At 29.9% G+C, this 22585-nt stretch carries 28 protein-coding genes and 1 pseudogene; 19 read left to right on the top strand and 10 right to left on the bottom strand.

All coding sequences use genetic code 11. From position 1 onward, the window contains the following. Positions 1-46: 46 nt before the first annotated feature. The 9 genes from FPD38_RS05880 to FPD38_RS05840 form a co-directional block, all read right to left on the bottom strand. Positions 47-1285, bottom strand: coding sequence for a phage head morphogenesis protein (locus tag FPD38_RS05880; RefSeq protein ID WP_147555809.1), 1239 nt, complete (start codon positions 1283-1285; stop codon positions 47-49). A gap of 1 nt (position 1286) precedes the next feature. Then, positions 1287-2645: a phage portal protein family protein gene (locus FPD38_RS05875; RefSeq protein ID WP_147555808.1), complete on the bottom strand. Its 1359-nt coding sequence runs from the start codon at positions 2643-2645 to the stop codon at positions 1287-1289. Between the two features lie 9 nt (positions 2646-2654). Beyond that, positions 2655-4325 carry a phage terminase large subunit gene (terL, locus tag FPD38_RS05870; protein WP_147555807.1) on the bottom strand — a complete coding sequence of 557 codons (1671 nt, stop codon included), beginning with the start codon at positions 4323-4325 and terminating at the stop codon, positions 2655-2657. After that, entirely contained in the window at positions 4325-4807 is a 483-nt protein-coding gene (locus FPD38_RS05865; protein WP_039663924.1) for a DUF1804 family protein, read from the bottom strand. The genes terL and FPD38_RS05865 overlap by 1 nt, the downstream gene beginning before the upstream one ends. After that, positions 4800-5258 (bottom strand): phage protein Gp36 family protein, encoded by a 459-nt coding sequence (locus FPD38_RS05860; RefSeq protein WP_147555806.1) that lies wholly within the window; start codon positions 5256-5258, stop codon positions 4800-4802. Before FPD38_RS05860 ends, FPD38_RS05865 begins: the two co-directional genes overlap by 8 nt. 115 nt (positions 5259-5373) lie before the next feature. Then, entirely contained in the window at positions 5374-6351 is a 978-nt protein-coding gene (locus FPD38_RS05855) for a major capsid protein (RefSeq protein ID WP_147555805.1), read from the bottom strand. Between the two features lie 2 nt (positions 6352-6353). Then, positions 6354-6866, bottom strand: coding sequence for a hypothetical protein (locus FPD38_RS05850; protein ID WP_147555804.1), 513 nt, complete (start codon positions 6864-6866; stop codon positions 6354-6356). Between the two features lie 2 nt (positions 6867-6868). Next, a complete protein-coding gene (locus FPD38_RS05845; RefSeq protein WP_147555803.1) occupies positions 6869-7690 on the bottom strand; it encodes a phage protease in 822 nt (273 codons plus the stop codon). Position 7691: 1 nt separating this feature from the next. Continuing rightward, on the bottom strand, positions 7692-8126 hold the full coding sequence (locus FPD38_RS05840; protein WP_043019815.1) for a hypothetical protein: 435 nt from the start codon (positions 8124-8126) through the stop codon (positions 7692-7694). A 149-nt stretch (positions 8127-8275) separates the two neighbouring features. On the opposite strand from FPD38_RS05840, the gene FPD38_RS05835 reads away from it, so the two are divergent. From FPD38_RS05835 to FPD38_RS05760, 16 genes and pseudogenes are all read left to right on the top strand, one after another. Further along, positions 8276-8665: a YcbK family protein gene (locus tag FPD38_RS05835; protein ID WP_147555802.1), complete on the top strand. Its 390-nt coding sequence runs from the start codon at positions 8276-8278 to the stop codon at positions 8663-8665. Between the two features lie 9 nt (positions 8666-8674). Further along, positions 8675-9010 carry a hypothetical protein gene (locus FPD38_RS05830; protein WP_147555801.1) on the top strand — a complete coding sequence of 112 codons (336 nt, stop codon included), beginning with the start codon at positions 8675-8677 and terminating at the stop codon, positions 9008-9010. After that, positions 9007-9255, top strand: a complete 249-nt coding sequence (locus tag FPD38_RS05825) for a hypothetical protein (RefSeq protein ID WP_147555800.1) — start codon at positions 9007-9009, stop codon at positions 9253-9255. The genes FPD38_RS05830 and FPD38_RS05825 overlap by 4 nt, the downstream gene beginning before the upstream one ends. A gap of 79 nt (positions 9256-9334) precedes the next feature. Next, on the top strand, positions 9335-9649 hold the full coding sequence (locus tag FPD38_RS05820) for a phage holin family protein (RefSeq protein WP_147555799.1): 315 nt from the start codon (positions 9335-9337) through the stop codon (positions 9647-9649). Then, a complete protein-coding gene (locus tag FPD38_RS05815) occupies positions 9646-10278 on the top strand; it encodes a phage baseplate assembly protein V (protein WP_147555798.1) in 633 nt (210 codons plus the stop codon). The genes FPD38_RS05820 and FPD38_RS05815 overlap by 4 nt, the downstream gene beginning before the upstream one ends. After that, on the top strand, positions 10275-10565 hold the full coding sequence (locus tag FPD38_RS05810; RefSeq protein ID WP_147555797.1) for a GPW/gp25 family protein: 291 nt from the start codon (positions 10275-10277) through the stop codon (positions 10563-10565). The genes FPD38_RS05815 and FPD38_RS05810 overlap by 4 nt, the downstream gene beginning before the upstream one ends. Further along, positions 10562-11728, top strand: coding sequence for a baseplate J/gp47 family protein (locus FPD38_RS05805; protein WP_147555796.1), 1167 nt, complete (start codon positions 10562-10564; stop codon positions 11726-11728). The genes FPD38_RS05810 and FPD38_RS05805 overlap by 4 nt, the downstream gene beginning before the upstream one ends. Further along, complete coding sequence (locus tag FPD38_RS05800; protein WP_147555795.1) at positions 11725-12345, top strand: phage tail protein I; 621 nt, start codon at positions 11725-11727, stop codon at positions 12343-12345. Before FPD38_RS05805 ends, FPD38_RS05800 begins: the two co-directional genes overlap by 4 nt. Beyond that, positions 12345-12854 (top strand): annotated as a pseudogene (locus FPD38_RS08330) (phage tail protein); the annotation flags it as partial. The gene FPD38_RS05800 and the pseudogene FPD38_RS08330, both read left to right, overlap by 1 nt. A 319-nt stretch (positions 12855-13173) precedes the next feature. Beyond that, a complete protein-coding gene (locus tag FPD38_RS05790) occupies positions 13174-13809 on the top strand; it encodes a hypothetical protein (protein ID WP_147555793.1) in 636 nt (211 codons plus the stop codon). After that, on the top strand, positions 13809-15554 hold the full coding sequence (locus FPD38_RS05785) for a radical SAM/SPASM domain-containing protein (protein ID WP_147555792.1): 1746 nt from the start codon (positions 13809-13811) through the stop codon (positions 15552-15554). The genes FPD38_RS05790 and FPD38_RS05785 overlap by 1 nt, the downstream gene beginning before the upstream one ends. Beyond that, complete coding sequence (locus FPD38_RS05780; RefSeq protein ID WP_261798307.1) at positions 15554-15910, top strand: DUF1353 domain-containing protein; 357 nt, start codon at positions 15554-15556, stop codon at positions 15908-15910. Before FPD38_RS05785 ends, FPD38_RS05780 begins: the two co-directional genes overlap by 1 nt. Positions 15911-15923: 13 nt before the next feature. Then, the gene (locus tag FPD38_RS05775; RefSeq protein WP_147555790.1) at positions 15924-17186 is read left to right on the top strand and encodes a hypothetical protein; all 1263 of its coding nucleotides are present in this window, start codon (positions 15924-15926) and stop codon (positions 17184-17186) included. After that, entirely contained in the window at positions 17186-18376 is a 1191-nt protein-coding gene (locus FPD38_RS05770) for a phage tail sheath family protein (protein WP_147555789.1), read from the top strand. The genes FPD38_RS05775 and FPD38_RS05770 overlap by 1 nt, the downstream gene beginning before the upstream one ends. 2 nt (positions 18377-18378) lie before the next feature. Next, positions 18379-18888 carry a phage major tail tube protein gene (locus FPD38_RS05765; RefSeq protein WP_147555788.1) on the top strand — a complete coding sequence of 170 codons (510 nt, stop codon included), beginning with the start codon at positions 18379-18381 and terminating at the stop codon, positions 18886-18888. A gap of 44 nt (positions 18889-18932) precedes the next feature. Beyond that, positions 18933-19172 (top strand): phage tail assembly protein, encoded by a 240-nt coding sequence (locus tag FPD38_RS05760; RefSeq protein ID WP_147555787.1) that lies wholly within the window; start codon positions 18933-18935, stop codon positions 19170-19172. 111 nt (positions 19173-19283) lie between these two features. Here FPD38_RS05760 and FPD38_RS05755 read toward each other — a convergent pair whose 3' ends face one another. Further along, positions 19284-19589 carry a hypothetical protein gene (locus FPD38_RS05755; RefSeq protein WP_147555786.1) on the bottom strand — a complete coding sequence of 102 codons (306 nt, stop codon included), beginning with the start codon at positions 19587-19589 and terminating at the stop codon, positions 19284-19286. Between the two features lie 41 nt (positions 19590-19630). Here FPD38_RS05755 and FPD38_RS05750 point away from each other — a divergent pair, with 41 nt between their 5' ends. The 3 genes from FPD38_RS05750 to FPD38_RS05740 all read left to right on the top strand — a co-directional run. Then, positions 19631-21823, top strand: a complete 2193-nt coding sequence (locus FPD38_RS05750; RefSeq protein WP_147555785.1) for a phage tail tape measure protein — start codon at positions 19631-19633, stop codon at positions 21821-21823. A 3-nt stretch (positions 21824-21826) separates the two neighbouring features. After that, positions 21827-22309: a phage virion morphogenesis protein gene (locus FPD38_RS05745; protein WP_147555784.1), complete on the top strand. Its 483-nt coding sequence runs from the start codon at positions 21827-21829 to the stop codon at positions 22307-22309. A gap of 102 nt (positions 22310-22411) precedes the next feature. Next, positions 22412-22585, top strand: a 174-nt coding sequence (locus FPD38_RS05740; protein WP_187153110.1) for a DNA adenine methylase, incomplete at its 3' end; no start/stop codon positions are given.

Below are 22585 nucleotides of genomic sequence, written 5' to 3'. Positions count from 1 at the left end.
AACCAGTCCGAGAACACATCGTATTGTGGGTGCAAGTCCCACCGCTCTATCTAATTTTTTCTAAGTGCTTAAGACCTTTTCTATCTTTATCCACTTTCCCAAGTGTAATAACCGCATTAGTTTTTCCAAATTTTTTTAGTTTGTAATCAGGTCTTATAATGATTTTATTCACTTTTTTACTATTTTTTATATCATCAAAAAAATAAACTAAACTTTCTTCTTTCTTGTCCCAATAAACCTCTTTTGCTTCATCTAAAACCTTAACAATTTGCTTGATTTCATCCACACTTAAGGCTTGATTATAGTTTGCTTTTCTTTTAGGATTTGCGTGTAAAAGATTGTTTTTGCTAAGTGTAAAGTATAAATCCTCTAAGTCTTTTTTGTTAAGCTTTTCTAAAAATTCCTTAGTGCTTTTATCCATTTTACCCACTTGAATGAAATTAATAGGATATTTTTGGTTGTCATTAACAATAATTTCATCTATCATTTCATCTAAACTTTTTTGCCAAGTATAGAGTTCTTTTTCATGAGTAAAACTCTTAGCTTCTTTTGTTTTTTTGGCTGCAATACTTAGCATGTTAAGTTTTATGAAATTTTGAATTACTTCGGTGTTTTTTTGCTTATAAAGCTCATCTAAAAGCTCTTCTTCATTTAAACCATTAAAATTACTTTCTTTAGTACTTGATGGTGGTGTTTTTAAGCCTTTAACTTCACTTTCTCCTAGATTTATAACTTTACATCTACAACCATAATCATGCATGTTTACATGTGGATAGTGCGTATCCCAAAAAGGGTCATCTTTATGTAAAACTATGCCATCAAATGCTCTATGCTTATCTCTAACATGCGAATCTTGTTTTGTGCAATATTTAAGATAAGGCTTGATGCTTTTCATTTGATTTTCATAGATAGCTTTGGCTTTAGCTTTTCTTGAGTTTTCTTCAAAAATCTTTTTTAATCTTGCACTATTAAAATTGGTTTTTTTAATTTCACCTGTTTTTCTATTTATAATTTCTTTTGAACCCCACCAACCCTTAGCTTTTAATTTTTCTTCAGCAATCTTATTCCAAGTACTAAATTTATCTCCATTTTTTATAGCATTTATTAAAGAATCTTGTATATCTTTTAACAAGCTTTCATCTATAAGCTTGGCAATAGTAAAAACTTTTTTATGAGAAGAATGTGAAAGCTCATCATAATCAAAGCTAACTTGTGGCTTTTTATTTTTTAAAAATAAAACAGCTTCACTTGGTTCTTGGAAAAAACCTATTTTAGCGTTTGGCATTTTAATCCTCCAAATATCCCAGGATATTAGAATTAACTAAAGACATATAAAGATATTTTTCAAAATCAGCTTGCTTTAGACTAGAAAAACTCCCTTGAAGTTTTTCAAATACTTCATCATAATTTTTGCTCTCTTTAATAGTTTTTTCAAATTGTTCTTTGAAAAATTTTGCCATAGCCTCATCAACTTGTAAATATTCTTTTTGCTCTAAAGCTTTATCTATAAAATCTTCTTCAAAATCTTCTTTTAAAGTTGCTTTGTTTTCAAAAATTTCTTTATCCTTATCATTAGTTGTTAAAATTTCTTTAACAAGCTTTCCATCTACATTATAGGTTCTTTTAATATATTCTTCATCAAAACAAAAACCCATATTAAAAAGTTTTAAATCCCTTTCGCAAAGCTCATTTTTTGGCTCTGCTTCATTAAAAAATTGCACAAAAAGCTCATCTTTAAAATTATTGATTTCTTTGAAAAACTTAATGGCACGATTTAAAATAAAAAGAACGATTTGTCCATCTTGAGCAGCTAAGTCTTTTCTTATTTGATTATGAGACTCTGCAGCTGCTAAAGAGCCACCACTTACTTGAGAGCTTAAATTAGCTCCTAAAACTACACTTCTTATTTGATTATCAAGATAATCAATAATTTCATTATAATTTGCCTTATCCGTTGGTTGAATTAAATCAAGTTCTTCTTCTTTATCAATAACGGCACTATCGCCATTTAGCATTTGATGGATTTCACTAGCTAAGACATCAGGATCACTATCTGTCTTTGCAACAGCCCAAGGAGAGCCAAACCTTTCTAAAAATTCTATCCAAAACTTTAAACTTGCATTTTTAAGTTTTACTGGAAAATAAAGTTTAGTTAGCAAAGCATCTCCATTTTTAAATAAGAAATTAGATCCAAAAAGCCCATAAATTGCTTTTTTATCTTCGATAATTTCATCATATCCATTACCATTATAAATTAATTCATCATTTTCATTAAAGCTAAAATTTCTAAAATCTCTTTGTTTTAAAATTGGAAAGTAAAAACCATCTTTTAACTTGTAATTGACTTCAAAGATATTAAGCCCATAAAGATAGGTTTCTAAGATTTGACCTATTAAATCAGGATTGAAAAGATACTCAAAACTTTCTTTTATTTTTTCATTTTCGCAAACGATTTGAAGCTCTTTAGCTAAAATCACGCTTCTGCGTGATTGATGAGCTTGAGTAAAACTTAGATCTTTAAAAATCATTCTTTGATCGTTTTCGCTGATTTTAAGCGCATTTAAATAGTTTGAGTTTATAAGAGTGTTGATAAGACTATTGTTTTTTAAAACAACTTCTCTTTTAGATTTGATTTCTTTTTTCATATTTTTCCTTTAAAAACGCCTTATTCTTGGAACAGAGCTAAAATGATGTTTTCTTCTTTTAATACTACTTTTTGTTCTTGCTAATAAAAATGCTCCTGCTAAACTATCAGGTGCATCATCGTTTTTACCCTCTGGAAATTCTAAAAGTTGATTTATAAGCATACTTTGGCTTTTATGTAAAAAAAGTTCTTCATTTTCAAAGGCAAGGCTTAAACTTTCAATACGCTCAAACTTACTAGTGCTGTTATTTTTACCTCTTAATGGTAAGAACACTCCACTCTCTAAACTTTTTTCTTGTATCCATTTTTTTAAGAAAAATTGACCGCCATTAGTTTCAATTTCAATTAAACGGCACTTATAATTTTTTTGGAGGTTAAAAATAGTTTTTATAATACTTTGTGCTTTTAAAATTTTAACAATACTTTCTATTACATAAAAACCATTTGCAGCTTTACCAATAACAGTAATTGCTGTATAATCACTTTTTGCTTTCTCTCCTGCTGGATCAATATACATGTAATATTGGCTAATAGGTGGCAAGTGATTGTAAAAATTAATTGTTTCAAGATTAAATATTTGGTTTTCGCTTCTTGGATTATTAAGCTGTTCTTTATTGAAAGCTTTTAGGTTTTCAGCTCTTAATTTCATTAAATCTTCTAAGCTTTTAGCCTCACTCCAAAGAACTTTAGCGCCTTTATCCATTAAGGTTTTATTTTTTAGGTAAAAATTATGAGCACTTTTAAAATCACTATTTCTATAAAGCGTAGCATACTCATCCCATAAATCAAGTCTTTGTGGAAATTCTTCAATAGAACGAAATACTTTTGGATTCCAAAAACCAAGTTTTAATTTTCTTGCTAGAACGCTATCATTATGCAAAATTGTACCAATATAAAGCACATCAAGCTTTCCATCAGCACTTCCTAAGTTTAAAACAGCCTCATCTACCCAATCTTCTAATTTATCTCTTTGATCTTTACTTCTAACATTGGTGTCATTTTCTAAATCATCCAAAATAACCAAATCAGGTCTTTTAACCCCATATCTAACACCACGCAATCTTTTTCCACTACCAAAGGCTTTAACCTTAACACCGTTATTACTAACAAATTCTCCAACACGCCAAGTCTTACCAATTCCTACTACTTCAGGAAAATCAAGTTTTAAATGTGGATTATCTTCAAGTTCTGCTTTTATAGCTTCAAGCATTCCTTCCATAAGCTCTACTGCATCTGAGATTTCTACTATAAAGCTTTTATAGTTAAAAACTAAACACCACAAGGGAAAAAGCTGTGAGGTATAAGTTGATTTACCATGTGCTCTTGGGGCGGCTATAGCATGTTTTTCTCCTTTGCTCTCTTTTTTAAGAGCCAATTTTTCAAAAATTTTATTTAAATGCAAATGTAAAGCACATTCACCTTTGATGGTAAAATAATGTGGAAAGTAAGTTCTTGCAAAATAATCAAAATCCACACTTGCTTTTTTAATTCTCTCTTCTTTTAGATTAGGGTTTAAATGGCTCTCATGTAAAAATTGAGTTTTTAATTCATTTTTAAGAGTATCCATCCATTCTAAAAAGTCTTTTCTTTGCATGGCACCTTTTAGCTCATTTGGAGTATTCTCGTGTTTTAGCTCATTTGAGATTAAAAACTCATCCAATTCTTCTTTGGTAAAAAGCATTACTCATCCATTGCTAAGATTTCTTTTTCTATCACGCCACTTTCTAAAAGCAATACTAATTTGCTCACACAATCTTTATCGTTTTTCAAATGGCTTATTATGATTTCAACTACCTTTTTAGCGACATTTAAACGATAAGTACTTGGATCTTCAAGTCTTGCTACTTTTCTCATTTTTGAAAAACTATCGCCTATTCTTGCGATAGCTTCAGTTTTTTTCTCAGCATTCATTTTTTCATCAGAATTGATATTTTCAATCGCACGAAACATTTGATCTGTAAAGCTTTCATATAAAGATGCACTTTCCTTATCTTTAATTTTTGAAGTTAAAAGACTAGTTTTAACCTTATCCCAATCTCCATCTTTTGCTTTGTAATTTCTTATAGTTTTTTCATTACGGTTTAAAATTTTTGCAATTTTAAAAATATCAAAACCTGCAATATATAGTTCTTTTGCAAGCTCTTTGATCTCATTGCTAGCCATTTATACTCCTTAAATCCATTCTTCTTCTTTTGTGTTTAAACGCCCTAGCTTTGTTTTGTGGAATAAATTCATCTTCATCAATTTCAGTTGGAATTTTTTTATTAGCCATTTTTAAAAGCAAATCATTAGCCCATTCTATAATTTCATTCAAACTTTCCTTTGGAAAATCATTGCGGCGTTTTAATTCCATGATTGTAAGCTTTACACAAATATCTTTTAAAAGTGGAGTTGGGTTTTTAGGTATCTTTATAAAACTTGCAATATAACTTTGTGCATCATTAATAGCATCATCAATCACTTCTTTATCACAAACTCCATCAGCGTTTAAATCGCTAAGTTCTGCTATGGCATGAATGCTTAACTCTTTTATCAAATCTTTTTCATCTATTATAGAAAGATGCATTTTAGTTTCTGTGATAAGTTCTTCTTTTAAAGTGTCTTGATAATTCATTTTAAAAACCTTTTTTTAATATGGTTAAAATATGGTTAAAATCATTTAAAATCTTTTTCTAATATCTTTTTAGCTTTAAAAGCATTTTTTGCTTTTAAAGCTAAAATTGTGCGTTTTATTCTAAAACAAGCTTAATAAGCCCATTTGGTCTAGTGCAAACTGGCATAGCTCTCATTTCGCCTACGATTTCAATTCCAGCACCGCGAGGTAAAATTTCAGGTTTTGAAACAAACATTAAACTTGGTGCTTTTCCTAAAGCATCAGTATGGTTTGCTCTTGTATAATAAATACGATTAGAATTATCCTTTGGTACAACCATACCCTCAGTGCCTTTTAAAAATTCAACGCTTTTTCCATTTGTATTTTTATATTTTGCACTATAGCGGCGATATTTAGCCCCATATAAAATTAAGGACTTATCTTTATCATCCCTAATTGCAAGATGATTTTTATAAAGATCTTCGCTTAAGGCTAAATTAGAAATAGCCGCAAAAAGTTCATTTCCACAAAGCACTTCATAATCAGCACTTGTTCCAAATTCATCAATAATTGCCGTATCAATTGCATCACAAACACTGCCTAAAGTCACACTCCCGTCTTTTTTAACGCTAACAACTTTCTTGCTTGTGCTGCCAAAGTCAAAAAGCACATTTCCTTTGCCATCTAAAATCTTGCCAAATAAAGCACCGTTTGCCATATATTCAAGTGTAGTGTTAAAGCTTTCTTTCATTTCTTTAACCAAAACCCCAAGAGCCCCACTTAAGCTTTTAGCCTGAGCTTCTTGCAAAGCCAAAGACCTTAAAGAATTAATCTCACTTGCACTGATTCTTTTTGCTAATGCAAAGCGTGGTAAAGGTATATTTAAAATAAAAGCATCTTTGGTATTTTCTAAAGAATGTTCCCCATTATCTGAAATGCTATTTAACACAATTCCAGCACCTTTTATAATTTCAACTCTTACGGTGCTCTCAAGGCTTGGTATTTTATCCTTAAAAAAAGTATCGCTTACAAAGCGAGGTGAAGCTTTAGTTTGATTGATAACTTCAGTTACTTTTGTGCTTGAAAAAAGTTCCAAAAGTTGCTCTAAATCCATTTTTACTCCTTATTATTGATAATTAAATTTTGCATAAAAGCTTTTTTAAGTGCACTTGCATGAACACCTTTTAAATTGATTTCTCCTGCTAATAAAACCCCATAAACTCCAGAGCTTAGAGCGTGATCTTTAAGCATTGCTAATTTAATATTTTCTTTTGCACTAATATCTTCATCTGGACATTTCTTAAAGCTTTCTCCAAAATCTTCGCTGATTAAAAGCGTTCCAAGAGCCAAGCTTTCATTAGTTTCAAGTTCAACTTTTGCATTGATTGAAAGTAAATCTTTATTGATAAAACTTTCAAGGCTTTTTGGCATAGCAATTAAAGGATCATTACTTAAACTTTTTGGTGTGACCTTTGATGGCATTTCTTCTCCTTTTTCGTTTATCAGCTCCTTAGCGGTTTCATTTTCACTCACAGCCTCTTCACTGCTTGAACTCTCATCTTCTAAAGACAAAGTTTCAGGCAAGTCTTCATTTTCTAACTTTTCAGTTTCTTTTTTAGCTCTAGCCATTTTTAATCTCCTAACATCATTTTTACAACATCAAGCTCACTAGTTTTTGCTGTGTTTTTGTTTGCAAAAAGATTATTTTTTGGAATTTGTGCGTTAGCTTGGGTATTATTAGTATTTAAAAAACTTTTAAAGCCCTCTAAATCTTTACAAGCATAAGTTAATGCCCATTCTTTTTGACAATTCGCAATTTTGCCAGTGCTTAAAGCATTATCAACTAAAGAACTCGCCAAGTTTTTAACGCTTTCTTCGTTTTGCTTTTTTAAAGCTTCATTTTGCTCGGTTAAAGAGCTGTTTTCATTTTTTAAAGCTATAATCTGAGATTCTAGCTCTTTGATTTTTTCATCCATTCTCTCTCCTTTGTTTTGATGAATATTGTTTTTGTTCGCAATGAGTTCGCCTAGCTCATCAATAAATGGCGTATTTGTTAGTGCGACTGAGTGAAGCTTAGCTCTTACTAGTTCTCCACTTTTATTGTCTTTTGCATTAAATTCAAACACAGGGGATAAATAGCGGTATTGCTTATTTGCTATATATTTTTTAGCTTCTTCGTTAAATTCAGCCTTAGCCATTAAGGCATCATTTTCCAAGTAAAGCTCTTTAATCCAACCTGCAGCTGGAGCTTTTTTATTTTTCAAACTTTGGTGCTCATAATCAATAACCAAATCAATCTTTTTTTGCTTAAAATTATCAATCATAGATTCTAAATCTTTATCATCCACCTTAAATCTACCATTATTATGTCCTTTCCACTCACCCTTGATTGCTACTTTTATAGGCTTATCACTGTTTACTTCAACTAAATTTTCTTTATTTATAAAAAGCACTTTAAATCCTTAAAAAATCATTTTTTGGCAAAAAACAACTTTGCAAAGTTCTTGCATAAATACTTAAATAACCATGATCACTAACTCCTTCATAAATCTTTTTAAGATCTTTTAACTCTACTCTAAAGCCATTATTAAGTTCTGCATTTAAAAGCACCTTATCAACGCTTTCTATAGTGTCAAATAATTTATGTTTTGCATCTATTCTATGTTTGGATGTTTTTGATTTAGTGTGAGTTAAAATATAAAGTTTCCAAGTGCCTATTTTATTTTCTAAATCTTTATAGCTTTCTCCTTCAAAATCAAGCAAAAGCGAAGCTTCTAAGCCATTGATGCAAGTTGCTATATTTTGAGTGTTTTCAAATTCCCCTAAATATGCTCTGATATTAAAATCTTCAAGTAATTTTAAAAGCTCAACTTCAAATTCTTTAAGCATTTGTTTCCTTATAAAAAATTGATGGCATTTTAGAATGAGAGTTTTTTACTTTCAAATAATGATTTTTGCACAAATGTTTTAGCACAATTTTTTTCTATTTTTTAAAGATCCTTTTTTATTAAACTTGCAGCAATTCAAAGGAGAAGAAAATGAAAGCAAACCCTTATTTTAAACTTGATGAGTTTAAATGTAGATGTGGAAAGTGCCAACTGCCAAAAGGTGTACCAAGTGATGAGCTTGTGGATATTCTTTGTCAAATAAGGGAGCATTTTAACTCACCTTTAATTATAAATAGTCCATATCGTTGCCCTGAATATAATGCTAAAGTGGGTGGTGCTCCAAAATCTCAACATACTATTGGCAGTGCAGTAGATTTTGTAGTTAAGGGTGTTAAAACAGAGGAAGTTCATCAATATGTTTTAGATAGTTTTGGCGAGAGAGGTTTAGGGATTGCTATAAAACATAATTTTGATAATTCTTATGCAGGTTTTGTGCATATTGATACGCGTGGCAAAAAAGCAAGATGGACTTATGCTTAAAGGTTTAAAATGCTTGATATATCTAAATTATTTGGTTTTGAAAAAATAGCCATTTTTGCATTAGTTGTTTTAAGTTCTTTTTTGTTTTTTAAAAACCATACTCTAACTTTAGAAAATGAAAATTTAAAACTCAAGTCTTTGCATTTAAATAGTGAAATAAATGTATTTAAAGATAAGTTAAAAGAGCAAAACAAAGCTATTGAAAAATTAAAAATAGAGTTAAAACCCAAAGAGGTTTTAAAAGAAGTTTTAAAGGTTGATAAAGTTTTTATCAAGGATAAAAGCTGTCAAAGTGAGCTTAATGCTTATAAGGAGCTTTTTAATATCTTAGGTAGCAAGCAATGAGAATTCTTTATATAAAACTATTAATCATTCCTTTTGTTTTAAGTGCTTGTGCTAGCAAGGATATTTTGATTAAAACTGAATTTAGCGAGGTTAAAATACCTGTTAAATGTCCTTTAAAGCTTCCTTTAAAACCTTTAAACAAGGGTGATTTAGCTAGTGCAAAAGAGCTTAGCAAGTATTATTTGCAAATAGAAGAGATCGCAAAAATTTGCACAGGAGAGGATAAAAATGAAACTAGTTATTGAACTTACAATTGCTTCTTTGTTTTCTAGTTTTTCTTTAGCATTATTTTATTTGATTGAAATTCTTACAAGGAACTAGCATATGAAATTAGAGGATATTTTTGTATATATTGTTTTAATGATAGTAAGCTTTATAGCAGGACTTGTAGGAATAGTAACTAAAAACAAACTAAGTAAAGAGCTTAATCTAAAAGGCAAGTTCGCACTCTTTTTAAAAGGTATGCTTGGATCTATGTTTGTAGCATACTTGGTTTTTGAGATTGTAAGTTATTTAAATTTTGGTGTCAAATTAAGCGTTGCTATAGGTGGATTTGCAGCTTATATGGGAACTGATGCATTGCTTAAAATAGAACAGCTTGTAGAAAAAATCATAAGCAAGAAAGTAGAAAAACTATGAATGAACTTGGCATCATTTGCGACATTAAAGACAATAAAGCAAAAGTTGCTATTGGAGAAATGGTAACTGATTTTTTAAGTGTTTTTCAAACAATTTCGAATTCTTACGCAGTGAGCTTTTCACCTTTAAGAATAGGAGAGCAAGTTTTAGTAATGCCTGTGCGTGGAGACTTAAATTCAGGTGTAATTTTACGCGGACTTTATCAAGAAAAATACAAAGCAAAAAACACAGATGCTAATACTTTTAACATAGACTTTGAAGATGGAACACACTTAGAATACAACTCTAAGACAAGCGCTTTAAGGCTTGATGTAACTAAAGATATAAATATTACTTGTGTAGATAAAACCATCAATAATCAAAACGACACCTTAAACACTCAAAGTCATACCACAAACGCTAACACCATAACGCTTAATGCTCCAAGCATTAATTTAAATGGTAATACTCAAATTGCAGGAGCAATTTCTACAAGTGGCGAAGGTGGAGCAAGTGGAACTTTTAGTATAAAAGGAAATTTAAATTTAATTGGTGATTTAAAAGTTAGCGGAAATATAAGTGATGGAAAAGGTGATTTAACAAATCATACTCATTCTTGCACAGATGGTGCTACGGCGGTAAGTAGATGAAATATTTAACTAGTATTGAAGAAAGTGTTAAAGACATTTTAATCACTCCTTTGGGTTCAAGAGTAATGAGACCTGAGTATGGTTCTTTGCTTTATACATTAATAGATAGAAAAATTGATGATGATTTTAAAATCAAACTTACTAGATATACAGCAGAGGCTATTTCAAGGTGGGAAAAAAGAGTAAAGCTAAAAGGTGTGCGTTTAAATAAATGTAAAGATAATAAATTAAACATTACCTTACTTTTTGAAAACTATCAGGATTTAAAAGTGGAGCTTGATAAATGAGTGAAATTTCAAACGCTAATAATACATACTTTAAACAAAGCTTTTTAAAAGATATTCCCTATCCACAAATCATAGAAGAACTTGATTTTGAAAAGATTTTAAAAGATCTTGAGGAGCTTTTTAAAAGCTTTTTAAATGAAAATGTAGAACTTTTAGAATCAGATCCTTTTAAAGCTATATTGGAAGCTCTTGCTTATAGAGAAATGATAATTAGAGCAAGAATTAATGAAGCAATAAAGGCTACTTATCTTCATTATGCTAGCGGAAGTGATTTGGATAATGTGGTGGCTAATGGATATTTAATTGAAAGGTTAAAAGGTGTTAAACCTACGGCTAAAGTAGAGTTTGAATTAAACGCTATTTTAACTTACGATGTTATCATCCCAAAAGGTGCCATTTTTTCAAATGAAAAAGCAGACATCGCAATTTTAAAAGAAGAAGTGATAATCAAAAAAGGACAAAGCAAAGCACAAGGTATTCTAGAGCTTGATGAATATATACAAAGCAAAGAAAATAAAACTGAGTTTTTACAAACCCCACTGCCTTTTGTAGCCAAGATTAAACAATTAGAATATTTTAGCGGTGGAGCCAGTGAAGAAAGCGATGAAGCCTTAAGAGAAAGAGCTGTAATGAGTGTGCATCGTTTTTCAACCGCAGGAAGTGAAAAAGGATATATCTATCATGCTTTAAGTGCAAGTGCCAAAGTAGCTTCAATTAAAGCTTTAAATAATGGAGCAGGAAAAGTAAGAGTTATTATTAAAAGTGAAGATGAAGCAAGTGTTGATGTGGTCAAAGAGTATTTAAGTGCAGATGAAAGAAGACCTTTAACTGATGAAGTAAGCGTCGAGTTAGCTAAGAAAAGAGAGTTTATTATAGAAGCTAAACTTTTGCTTTTAGAATTAAGTCGTGCTAATGAAATTAGTGAAAAAATAAATGCTTTACAAAGTGATTTTGATTTAAGTGTAGATTTAGCACTGGGATTTATTTATAAATGCTTACATCAAGATGGGGTTTATAAGAGTGAGATTTTAAGCATTAAAGAAAAAATTACAAATGAAGAAGAGCAAGAGTTAAAAGACTTACCTTTAGCAAACATAATAATAGCTGATGATGAGTTTGCAAAAATTAGTTTTGAACTTAGCTATGAAAAGGCTATATTATGAGTAACTTAGTTTTAAACCACCACCCAAAACAAAGCAAAGCTATTGATTTAAGTGCAAAAGCAAGATTTGAAGATTTAAATTTAGCTAGTATCACAAATTTAGCACAGCATTGTGATGAAAGATTATTGCCAATTTTAGCAAATGCTTATGATGTAAGTATTGATGGTTTAAGCCAAAAAGAAGCAAGAGCGCTTATATCTAAAGCCTTGCTTTTAGATAGATACAACGGCACTGCTTGGGCTATAAAAGAAGCTTTAAAAGCCGTGTTTCCAACAGCAGTAGTTAAAGAGTGGTTTGAGTATAGCGGAAAAGCTTATTTTTTTAAAGTTAAAGTAAGCACAACTAGTGTTAGCTTTGATGAAAGAACGCTTAATACTTTAGAAAGATTAATTTATGATTTTAAAAATGTTAGAAGTGTTTTAGAAGCAATTGAAATAGAAATAGAAAGCAAAAATGATAGCTTTAATGCTAGTGCAGAAATTAGCGGGGAAACTTTAGAGATTTTACCTTTTCAAACTACACAAATTTCAAGCAAACAAAAATCAAGCTTTAACGCAATGGGTGTTTTTATGTGTGAAATATCAAAATCAAATGTTAATTTTAAAGGGGTGTATTAATGTCAAAAAGTGAATATTATACTATCTTAACAAAAATTGGTATTGCTAAATTTATAGCTGCTCGCGCTAGTGGAAATGGAGTTAATTTAAAAAGCTTTAAACTAAGCTCAAGAGTTATCCTACCAAATGAAGAAATGCAAAGCTTAGAAGATATTGTTTATGAAGCTAATATTAACTCAAAAAGCATTGACGAGAAAAATCCTAATTATGTTAATTTAATGTGTCATGTTCCAAGTAATATAGGTGGGTTTGAAGTAAATGCCATAGGTATTTATGATGAAGAAGGAGATTTATTGGCTGTTGGCAATACTCCAAGAACTTATAAACCATTATTAGAGCAAGGAAGCGCTAAAGAGCTTATGATTAAAGTGGTAATGGAGCTTTCAAATGCACAAGAGGTCATCTTAAAACTTGATCCTAGTGTGATTATGGCAAGTCGTGATTATGTAGATACTATTAAAATAGAACTTGAGCTTAAAATTGAAGCTTTAGAAGAAGAATTAAAAGCTTTAATTAATACAAAAGAAGATAAAGGCGTAGCAGCTAATTTAGATGCCAGATTAAGGGGTGAACTAATAGCCCTTATTAATAAAAAAGAAAATATAGGCGTAGCAAAAGCTCTTGTAGATGCTTTAAGAACTGAGCTTAATAATAAAATTAAAGAAATTGAACCAAAAATAAGTGTTAAAAGTAGAACTGAGCGTGGCTCTAGTGGAAGACACAAATGGTCACATACATATTGGGATTTTTATATGAACGGAAAGTTAAATCAATCAATGTTGTTTTCTTCGACATCTAGCACTGGTAATAACTTTTAAAGGAAATACTATGTTTTACAATCTAAACACTAATGATTTTTTAGAACTTGAAACTACTATAGCTAGAATAGAACAAAAGCTTTTAGCACTAGATGGTACTAGTGATCAAAAAAGTATCAACAAAGCTAAACATTTAAATGAGAGTAAGGCTTCATTGCAAAAATGCTTAGAAAAAAAAGATGATGATAAATATGATTTTTTCTTACATCAAATTTATACTTTAACTTGGGGGCATAAACCCATAGAAGAAATGAATGAAGATGAAATCTTACCTTGCTACACAAAGGTAGATAAAGAACAAGTTAATATCCCTAGCTTAAAAGAAATAGCACAAAATATTTTAAAAGAAGAAGTTGATGCACTCATTAACAACCATCCTTTAATGCAACAAAGAATGAGTGATTATGATGAAAAAGGAGTGCCAAGAAAGATAAGTATAAGACAAGCTAAGTTAGCACTTTTAGAGATAGGGCTTTTAGAGACAATAGAAACTATGATGCAAAGTGCTCCTAAGGCAACTCAAATAAGCTGGGAGTATGCAACAGAATTTGAAAGAAATAACGAGCTTATTTTGTTTTTTCAACAACAAGCAAAATTAAGTGATGATGAAGTAGATGAACTTTTTAAGAAAGCAAAGGGTTTTTAATGATAGGAAAAAGTTTAACTTTTGTGCCAAATTCATATTGTAATTTTGCATGTAGTTATTGTTATCTTGGAAAATTAACAGAGCAAAAAGAAAAAACAAGTGATATGGCAGAACAATTTAAAAAAATAGCTAAAAAATTAAAAGATGATGGAGTGATTATCACAGAAGTGTTTTTACATGGGGCTGAATTTAGTACTTGCTCATTAAAAGATAGTGAAGATTTATTAAGCGTGATTGATGATTATTTTAAAGAAAATAAGCATTATATTAAACTTTTTGAAAAAGAAAAAACAATCAATCATTTAGTGCATTTAAAAACTAATCTTTACAATCTAGATAAATTCTATGAGCTTTTTAAAAAATATCAAGTTGGCATTAGTGCTAGCGTGGATTTACCTTTAAGAATGCATGAAAAATATAGAGTATTAAAAAATGGAAAAAGCACTTTAGAAAAAACCTTAAAAATGATAGAGCTTTTAAGTACATATCCATATTTTAAGCAAATTTCAGCGACTATGACTAGTGAGCATTTAAATGTAGATGAGTTTATAAAAGATATTTATATGCTTGAGGGCTTAGGTTTTGATATGGCAAATGATTTTTATATTATGTTTGCTTATCAAAGTGCTAATTCAAATAAAGAATTTGCTATGGCTAGTGATGAAGCTATGTTAAATTTTTATAAAGGCTTAAGAGAAAAGCTAAAAGATACTAAATATGCTTTTGCGCTAGAGCATTTTTGGTTTAAAGAGTTTTTGGGTGGATATTGCAACAATAGTATAAACTGCTCTAATCATCTTTTAATTCAAAAAAATGGCGATAGTTTCATTTGTCATAGATCGCAAGCTTTGAAAGAATTAAAAAGTGGAAATATCTTAAATCAAAGTTTTAAAGAAATAGAATTTAATGCTTATAAAAATATTCAATTATTAGAAAATTCTTTAGAACTTAGTAAAGATTGTTTAGAATGCGATTATTTTCATTATTGTAAAGCAAGTTGCGTGATAGAAAGAAAAGACACAGGACTTAAAAAATCCTACACTTGTGCTTTGCAAAAAGAAATTTACAAAAACAATCCTGATTTTTTTAAAGCTGATAAACAAAAAGCTAAAACTGAAATAGATACTTTTTTAAGAGTTAATCAAATCTATAAACATCTTAATAAAAGACTTCCAACATTAAGCTCTGAAATATATGAAAGAAAAAATTCTTTAGAAAATATCATAGAAAGAGATGAAATTTTAAAACAAGTTTATAATAAAAGTAATTTTTATCTAAGCATTAATGATAAATTACTTGAACTTGATTTAGAACTTGATGATATTTGCTCTTTAAAAAAACTTAATAAAAATGATGAAATCAAACTTTTCATCAAAAAAGATGCATTTTTTATTAATTCTAAAGAAGCAATTGATAATTTTGTATGGATGGCTTTAATTGGCGGAGATAAACAAAGATATGGTGAAGAACAAAGATTAAAAATACCACACATTGCTACTGAATATGTTTATTGGAATAAGTTAACACATGAAGCTAAAGAATTAGAAGGATATTTCATCTATGATATTTCTTATTTTCTAAGAGCTAATGTAAAAAATTACAAAAAAGATGAAAGAAATTTTATCTTTTTTACCACAAAAGCTATGCGTGAATATCACTATGAAAAACACGCAAAGAATGCTTTTTATCACATACAAGCTATTAACTTACCTTTTTTAAGACTTGAATTTATTTGGGAGGAATGATGAAAAAAGTAATTTTAAAGCCTTTTAGCAAAGATAGATTTATACTTGTGCAAGATTATGAGTTTAATTTAAAAAGTTTTAAAGGAAAAATCCCTGCTAATTTTACAAGTAATGGAGCAAATATTCCTAGAATTTTTTGGAGTATTTTTCCACCAAACTCACCCGAATATTTAAGCGCAGTTGTTGTGCATGATTATTTATGCGAAAAAGCTAATACAAAAAATGATTATAAATTAGCAGATTTAGCCCTTTATGAAGCTATGCAAGAGTTGGGATGTTCAAAATTTAAAACTTTTGTTTTTTACCATGCATGTAATGGTTTTCATATGGTTAAATGTTTTTTAAAAGGTATTTAAAAAGGAGTTTACAATGGATTATGGCATTTCTTATATACCAGAAGATGGACAAGGTAATTTAATAAAACCTCCAATTCAAAAACCAGAAGTAATCGATAAAGAATTTATAGAAGGTCTTATAGATAATAAACTAGAAGGAATTAAAGGTATTAAAGGCGAAAAAGGAGACACTGGAGCCAAGGGAGAAGATGGACAAAGTGCTTATGAGCTTTGGCTTAGTAAAGAAGGTAATGCAGGAAAAAGTGAAGATGAATTTTTAGCTTCTTTGAAAGGTGAAGGTGTTTCTAAAGAAGAATTACAACCTATGGTGGAAGAAATTGTAAGTAATTTACCACAAAAAGAAGCAGGTTTTATCACTTCTTATGAGTTGCCAAACCCTGATATAAAAGCTGAAGTTGGAACACTGATAAATTATGTTAATGAGGAAGCTTCTACTATTTATTTATGTATAAGAAATCAAGGAAAAGGTTCAGTATGGCTTGATTTGTTTTCTAAGAAAAAGTTAGCTAATGAAGAATATACAAAAATAAAATTTAAAGTCCGAACCTTATCAGGGCAATATGGTGGCTGTTTGAGTGATGTATTGTTTGCTTTTTCTAACGGCTTTGCTCATACTGTAAAGCTTGATGAGAGTTTAAGCACAAATTATGATGAAGGTAATTTTATTATACAAAAAAGTGGTTTAGGTGGAACTTCTAATGCCGCACAACCACAAAGAATAGATTGTCTTTCTCAAGTATTAGCTAAAGATGAAGTTTTAGGAAAAATTAAAACAAATGGTATTTATAGATCTACTCATAATATTCATCAATCTTTAATGCGTTATTTTAATTTTGACAATACTAGTGCAGTAGGGGCTGATTGGACAACTTGCTGTTTATGGAATTCAAATGGAGAGTATGAGGTGCAAATCATACTTTTTAATGATGAAGTTCCTAATAAATTTTTTGCAAGAGGCACTGGGTATTATGGACAAGTTTATATACATAGTTTAAGCGTAGAAAAGATTATCGCAAAAGCTGATGTGATTAAAGAGATTATCCCTTATGAAGTTCAGGTTTTACCACATTTTGGAACTGCCAAAGAGAACCAAAACCATGCTGGATATATCTTTGATGATTATTATAAAGCTTATTATCAAAGTAATACTCATAGCAATGATGAGCAAAATAATTTATTTAGTAATTATGGTCAGTTTGCCAATTTATTTTTAATTACACCAACAAATCAAAAAAACAAAAAGATAATCAAAAACACAAAAAAAGGAGTTAAATAATGGCAGCTAATTATGGAGTTAATTTTACTATAGAAAATGGTGCAGCTAGTCCTATAACCATACAAAGTGATACACCTATAGGTATAGCTGGAGTGATTGAGGGTGCAAGTAAAGATATGATTTATACTAAGGCTGGATATGAAAGTGCTGAAGCTATGCCAATTTTTGCTTTTTCTAATATAAGCAAGGCAAAAGAGTTTGTAAGTGATTTGATTAAAGAGCATAATTTGCAAGATTTTAGACTCTTAGATACTTTAGAATGCATTAATTTGCAAAATGTTTCTAATGTGATTATCATTAGTTTTTTTGAAAAAGATACAGAGGATGAAAACACTTTAGCAAATGCAAGTGAAGCAATAGAAATGTTTAAAAAAGCAAAGCATCGCACAGGCTTTGCTCCTGATTTAATCATCGCTCCTTATTATTCTCATGAAGCAGGTATAAAAGCTAAACTTCAAAGCGTGGCAGAGGCTATGAATATTACAGCTATAGTAGATTTATATGCAAACAATGCTGGAGAAGCTATTAATGCTATGGAAAGTTTTAGCTCAAAAAGATTAGTTGCCACTTGGCCTTGGGTGCAAATTTTAAATACCCAAGGAAAATACACCTATGTTCCTCAAAGTCCAATCATAGCAGCGATGATAGCACATACTGATGGAGATAAAGAATATGGCTTTAGTGATTCTTATTCAAATAGAGTTATGAATGGAGTAACTGGGAGTGAGCATTTTATAGAGTTTATCAATGGTTCAGATTGTGATGCAGAGAGATTAAGGAATGCTCATATTTCAACTTGCATTCTTTATGAGGGCTTTAGAACTTGGGGCGGGGAAAGTAGTGATGAAGATACCATATGGCAAGATTTAGCAAGAGTAAGAACTTTTGATCGTATAGCCATAGCAGCTCAAAAGGCTTCTTTTAAAGCTATAGATAAAAAAGCTAGTGAGCTTTATTTTGTGAAGATTAGTGTTGAAGAAATGCTAAGAAATTTAAAAGGTGCTAAGGTTTTAATTGGCTATGATGTAGAGTGGGATGAGGAGCAAAACACTCCAAGCAATGTTAGTGCTGGTAAATTTTACTTAAAAGTAAAAATCATGAATAACCCAATTGTAAAACAACTAACCATTAACTTCAAATACTCAGATGAGTGGAGTGATGATTTGATTAAAATTATGCAAGGAGAATAAAAGTGAAAAGAAGAATCGGGGAAGTTATACAAGAATGCAATGTCTATATAGATGGTCAAGGTTATTTAGGAGTAGTTAGAAATCTAAAACTTCCTGATATTGAGCAAGAAATGATAGAAACAAAAGGTGTTTTAAGTGCAAATTATGGTAGTGGCGTGTTAAAACCATTAGAAATTTCCTTTAAGCTTTCTGTGGTCGATCCAGTGCTTTATGCCGCATTTTTTCATACAACATACAGCACTATTAAAGCACCCATTCTTTTCAGGGAAAGTGTGCATCAAGGAGGTGATAATCATGGAATTAGTGCTGAAATCATGGGTGAATTTATAAGTTTAAATGAAAGTGATCATGAAAGCGGAAAAGAAGTTGAAGTTGAAGTAAAAATGGCTGTTCATTTTTATATGCAAAGAAGAAATAATATACCAATTATCATTTATGATCACAAAAACACCATTTTAATGATAAATGGCGTGGATTTTATGAGTGATGTGAGAAGTAAATTAACCATTTAATCTCTAATTAACTAACAATTAAATTAAAAAATAAGGAGTAAAAAATGAAAGAGAAAGTAATTAAACTTGAAAGCGGCGAAGAGTTAAAAATGAAAGCACCTAATGTTCGTGTTTTAAAAAATGCTACCAATAAAAGTGATAAAGAAATGGATCAGACTATTTATATGATAGCTACGCTTACAAATAAACAAGAAAGTGACATAGAAGAATTAAATCTTAAAGATTTTATAGCCTTGCAAAACGCTCTTAAAGATTTTTTGCAAGAAGCAGGAGTTATAGCTTAGAAGCTATAGCTCTTATAAGCCATAGTTTAAATTGGGGTTTAAATGAGGTGTTAGATTTAGATTTGGAAGAATTTGAAAAAGCTTTAGAAATAGCAAAAGAGTTGTTAAAAACTAAGAGTTTTTGATTGTTTTATTCTTAAAAGAACAAAATTTTAAAGCTACATATAAAACAAAGTCCAAAACTGCAATTAAACACCAAGTTGGCAAAACAATTAAAAGTGCAATAGGTGGCATAATCATCATTAAAATAGCGGTTGTGATAATGCCTATAAAATAAGAAAAGATAAAAATAGCTATTGTATTAAAAAAACCATCATTTGCACTTTGATAACTTATTAAAAAAGCAGGTATAAGTGTTGTTAGCAATAAAGCAATGTGCGAAATTGTATCATCGTTAATAAATTTTAAAACTTTCATGGTAAAGATTTTAAAATACAAACACTTAAAAAGGGTTGAATGTGGAAAATGCTGGAAGTATTGGAATTGGTGTTGTTTTAGGTTTAGTGACTAAAAATGCAAGTGCTGTTGGTAAAATAGTTAAAGATTTCAATAATTTAGAAAAAATAGCAGCAAAAACCAAACTCGGTATTAATGGCTTACAAAAACAACTAGATACCCTTAAATTAAATAACAATTTAAGAGAAGAATTAAAAGCTCAAAGAAAAGGGTTGCAAGATGAAATTTTAAGTTTAAGCAATATCATTAGAGGTGGAATTATTGGTAAAGGTTTAGGAGAAGCTATAAGTTTTGAATCTGCCATGGCTGATGTTAAAAAGGTTGTAAATTTTGATGAAAACGACAACATTAAAAAAATGAGCAATGATATACTTAAAATGTCTCAAACTTTACCAGTTACCGCAAAAGAATTAGCAGCTATAGCAGCCGCTGGTGGTCAGATTGGACTTGGCTCAAAGGATGTAAGAGAATTCACAACTCTTGTAACTAAAATGAAAGTAGCATTTGATATGAGTGCTGAAGATGTAGGCGAAAGTGTAGCTAAAATAAAAAATATCTTAGGCATTTCGCTTAAAGATATGCAAGATTTGGGTGATAGTATTAATCATCTATCTGATAATAGTGCTTCTAAAGCTAAAGAAATTATTGAAGTTATGAAACGAACCGCAGCAGCCGGAAAACAAGTAGGATTTACTAAAGAACAAATTGCAGCACTTAGCTCGTCTTTTATATCATTAGGAAAAGGACCTGAAGTAGCAGGAACTGCTATTAATAGCTTATATCGTGTTTTATCTACGGCTGATAATATGGGTTCAAAAGCTGAAGCTGCTTTTACAAGACTTGGTATAAGCGGAGCCTTTTTAAAACAAGCTATGGATGATCCTCAAAAAGGTTTGAATATGTTTTTAGAAAGGATTTCAAAACTAGATCAAAAAGAACAAATGGGTGTATTAGTTGATATTTTTGGTCGTGAATTTGCAGATGATATGGTTACTCTTGTTGGAGGACTTGATGTGTATAAAAAAGCTTTAAAAAATGCAAGCGATGAAGCGAAAAAAGATTCTTTGCAAAGAGAATTTGATACAAGAGCAAAAACTACAGAAAATTCTATTACTTTGATGAAAAATGCTTTTAATTCTTTAGCTATTAATTTGGGTTCGGTTTTTTTGCCTGCTATATCAGGAGTAAGTGCTGGAATTTCTTATCTTGTTAATGGTATTACTTATATCACAGGACTTATTCCTTGGCTTAATGGAATTTTAGGAGGGCTTATAGCAACTTTTTTACTTGCAAAACCAATAATATTAGCTTATGCATTTGCTAAAAACTATGTTAAAGATTCCACTCTTTTATTTAAGAATGCCTTAATAGCAGTAAGAATTCATCTTTTAGCTTTTGCCAATTCTTGTAATATTTCAAAAATATCACTTATTGGTAAAGCTATTGCATTAAAACTAGTAAGAATTAGACTAATGACTAGTGTGATTGCAGCAATTATTTATAAAAAAGCTGTTATAGGATTAAATCTTGTACTAGCAAATCTTTCTAAAGCTTTTATATATGTAGCAAGATGTATTAAAATTTTAACCATAACAATGCTTACTAACCCACTTGGTATTGTATTGGCTGCAATTGGTATTATTGCAGGAGTTATTATAGCTAACTGGGACAAAGTTAAAATTTGGTTTGCTTCTTTTATAGAATGGTTAAAGCCGATATTTAACCCAATAGTAAATATTTTTAATTCTATTTGGCAAGGAATAAGCGACTTCTTTTATGGTATTTTTGGCAGCATGTTTGAATGGTTTGGAGATAAACTTTCTTGGATTAGTAAAGCAATAGCTTCTGTAGGAAATTTCATAAATGATGTTTTAGGATTTTTTGGTTTAAATGATGATGAAGTTAAAGTAAGTACCAATAAACAAAGTGAAGAAAAGATTATTAATGCTTATAGGGATGAATTACCGCAAACAAATGAAATTTTAGAAACAAAAAGTATCAAACAAATACCAATTAATTCTACTCCAAGCTTTAATAATGGCAATATCAATGTAACAGTCAATGGTACTTTTAATATATCCACAAAAGATGGTAATTTTAATATGCAAGAATTTGCTACTGCTATACAAAAAAGCATATTTGATGCTTTAAGAAAACAAGAGCAAAATAAAATCAATACTACAATTTATGGGTAATTTATGAGCGATTATATAGAGATTAAAGGACTTGAAAACTTTTTCAAAGCTTGTGATAAATTAATAGATATGGATAAACATGGACAAAGTATTTTAGCAGGTGCTGGAGAAAGTATGAGAAATGCTATCATAGATTCTTTTAAAAATGAGCGTAGTATTTTTGGACAAAAATGGCAAGGTTTAAAACCAGAAACAATAAAACAAAAAATTAAAGAAGGAAAAAACAATGGTATTTTAAAAAGAGATAATGAATTAAGCAAAGAAACGAATTGGCAAAGCAAAGTAAACAAAAATAGTGTAGAAGTTTTTAACAATATACAAAGTAAGAAAGGCTTTAAATATGGACTTACTCATCAATATGGTAGCAAATATATACCTGCAAGAGCTTTTTTACCAATAGACAATAACAATGTTTTACATAAAAGCGTAAGAGAAACAATTTATGAAGATACCAAAGATTTTATTAAAAAAATTAGCAAAAACTAAAATAGGAAAGCCATAAGCTCTCCTTTCTAAAAACTAGCAAAAGCATTATAACCTTCTTTTTAGAAGCTAGCTAATTAAATTTTATTTTAAAAGGAATTTGTTATGAATACTATAAACAAATTTCTAAAAACTAGCACACAAATTAAACCTACACAAACTAAATTAAAAGCTGCATTTGCTTGGGTGGGTGGTAAAAACTATTTAGCTAAAGAAATCATTGCTTTAATGCCAGAGCATAAAACTTATATAGAAGTTTTTGGCGGAGCTTTGAGCGTT

It is taken from the genome of Campylobacter volucris, from assembly GCF_008011665.1.
Taxonomy (GTDB): domain Bacteria; phylum Campylobacterota; class Campylobacteria; order Campylobacterales; family Campylobacteraceae; genus Campylobacter_D; species Campylobacter_D volucris_A.
The sequence above is the reverse complement of the archived record's forward strand: the minus strand, read 5'-3'. Positions and strand labels throughout refer to the sequence as shown.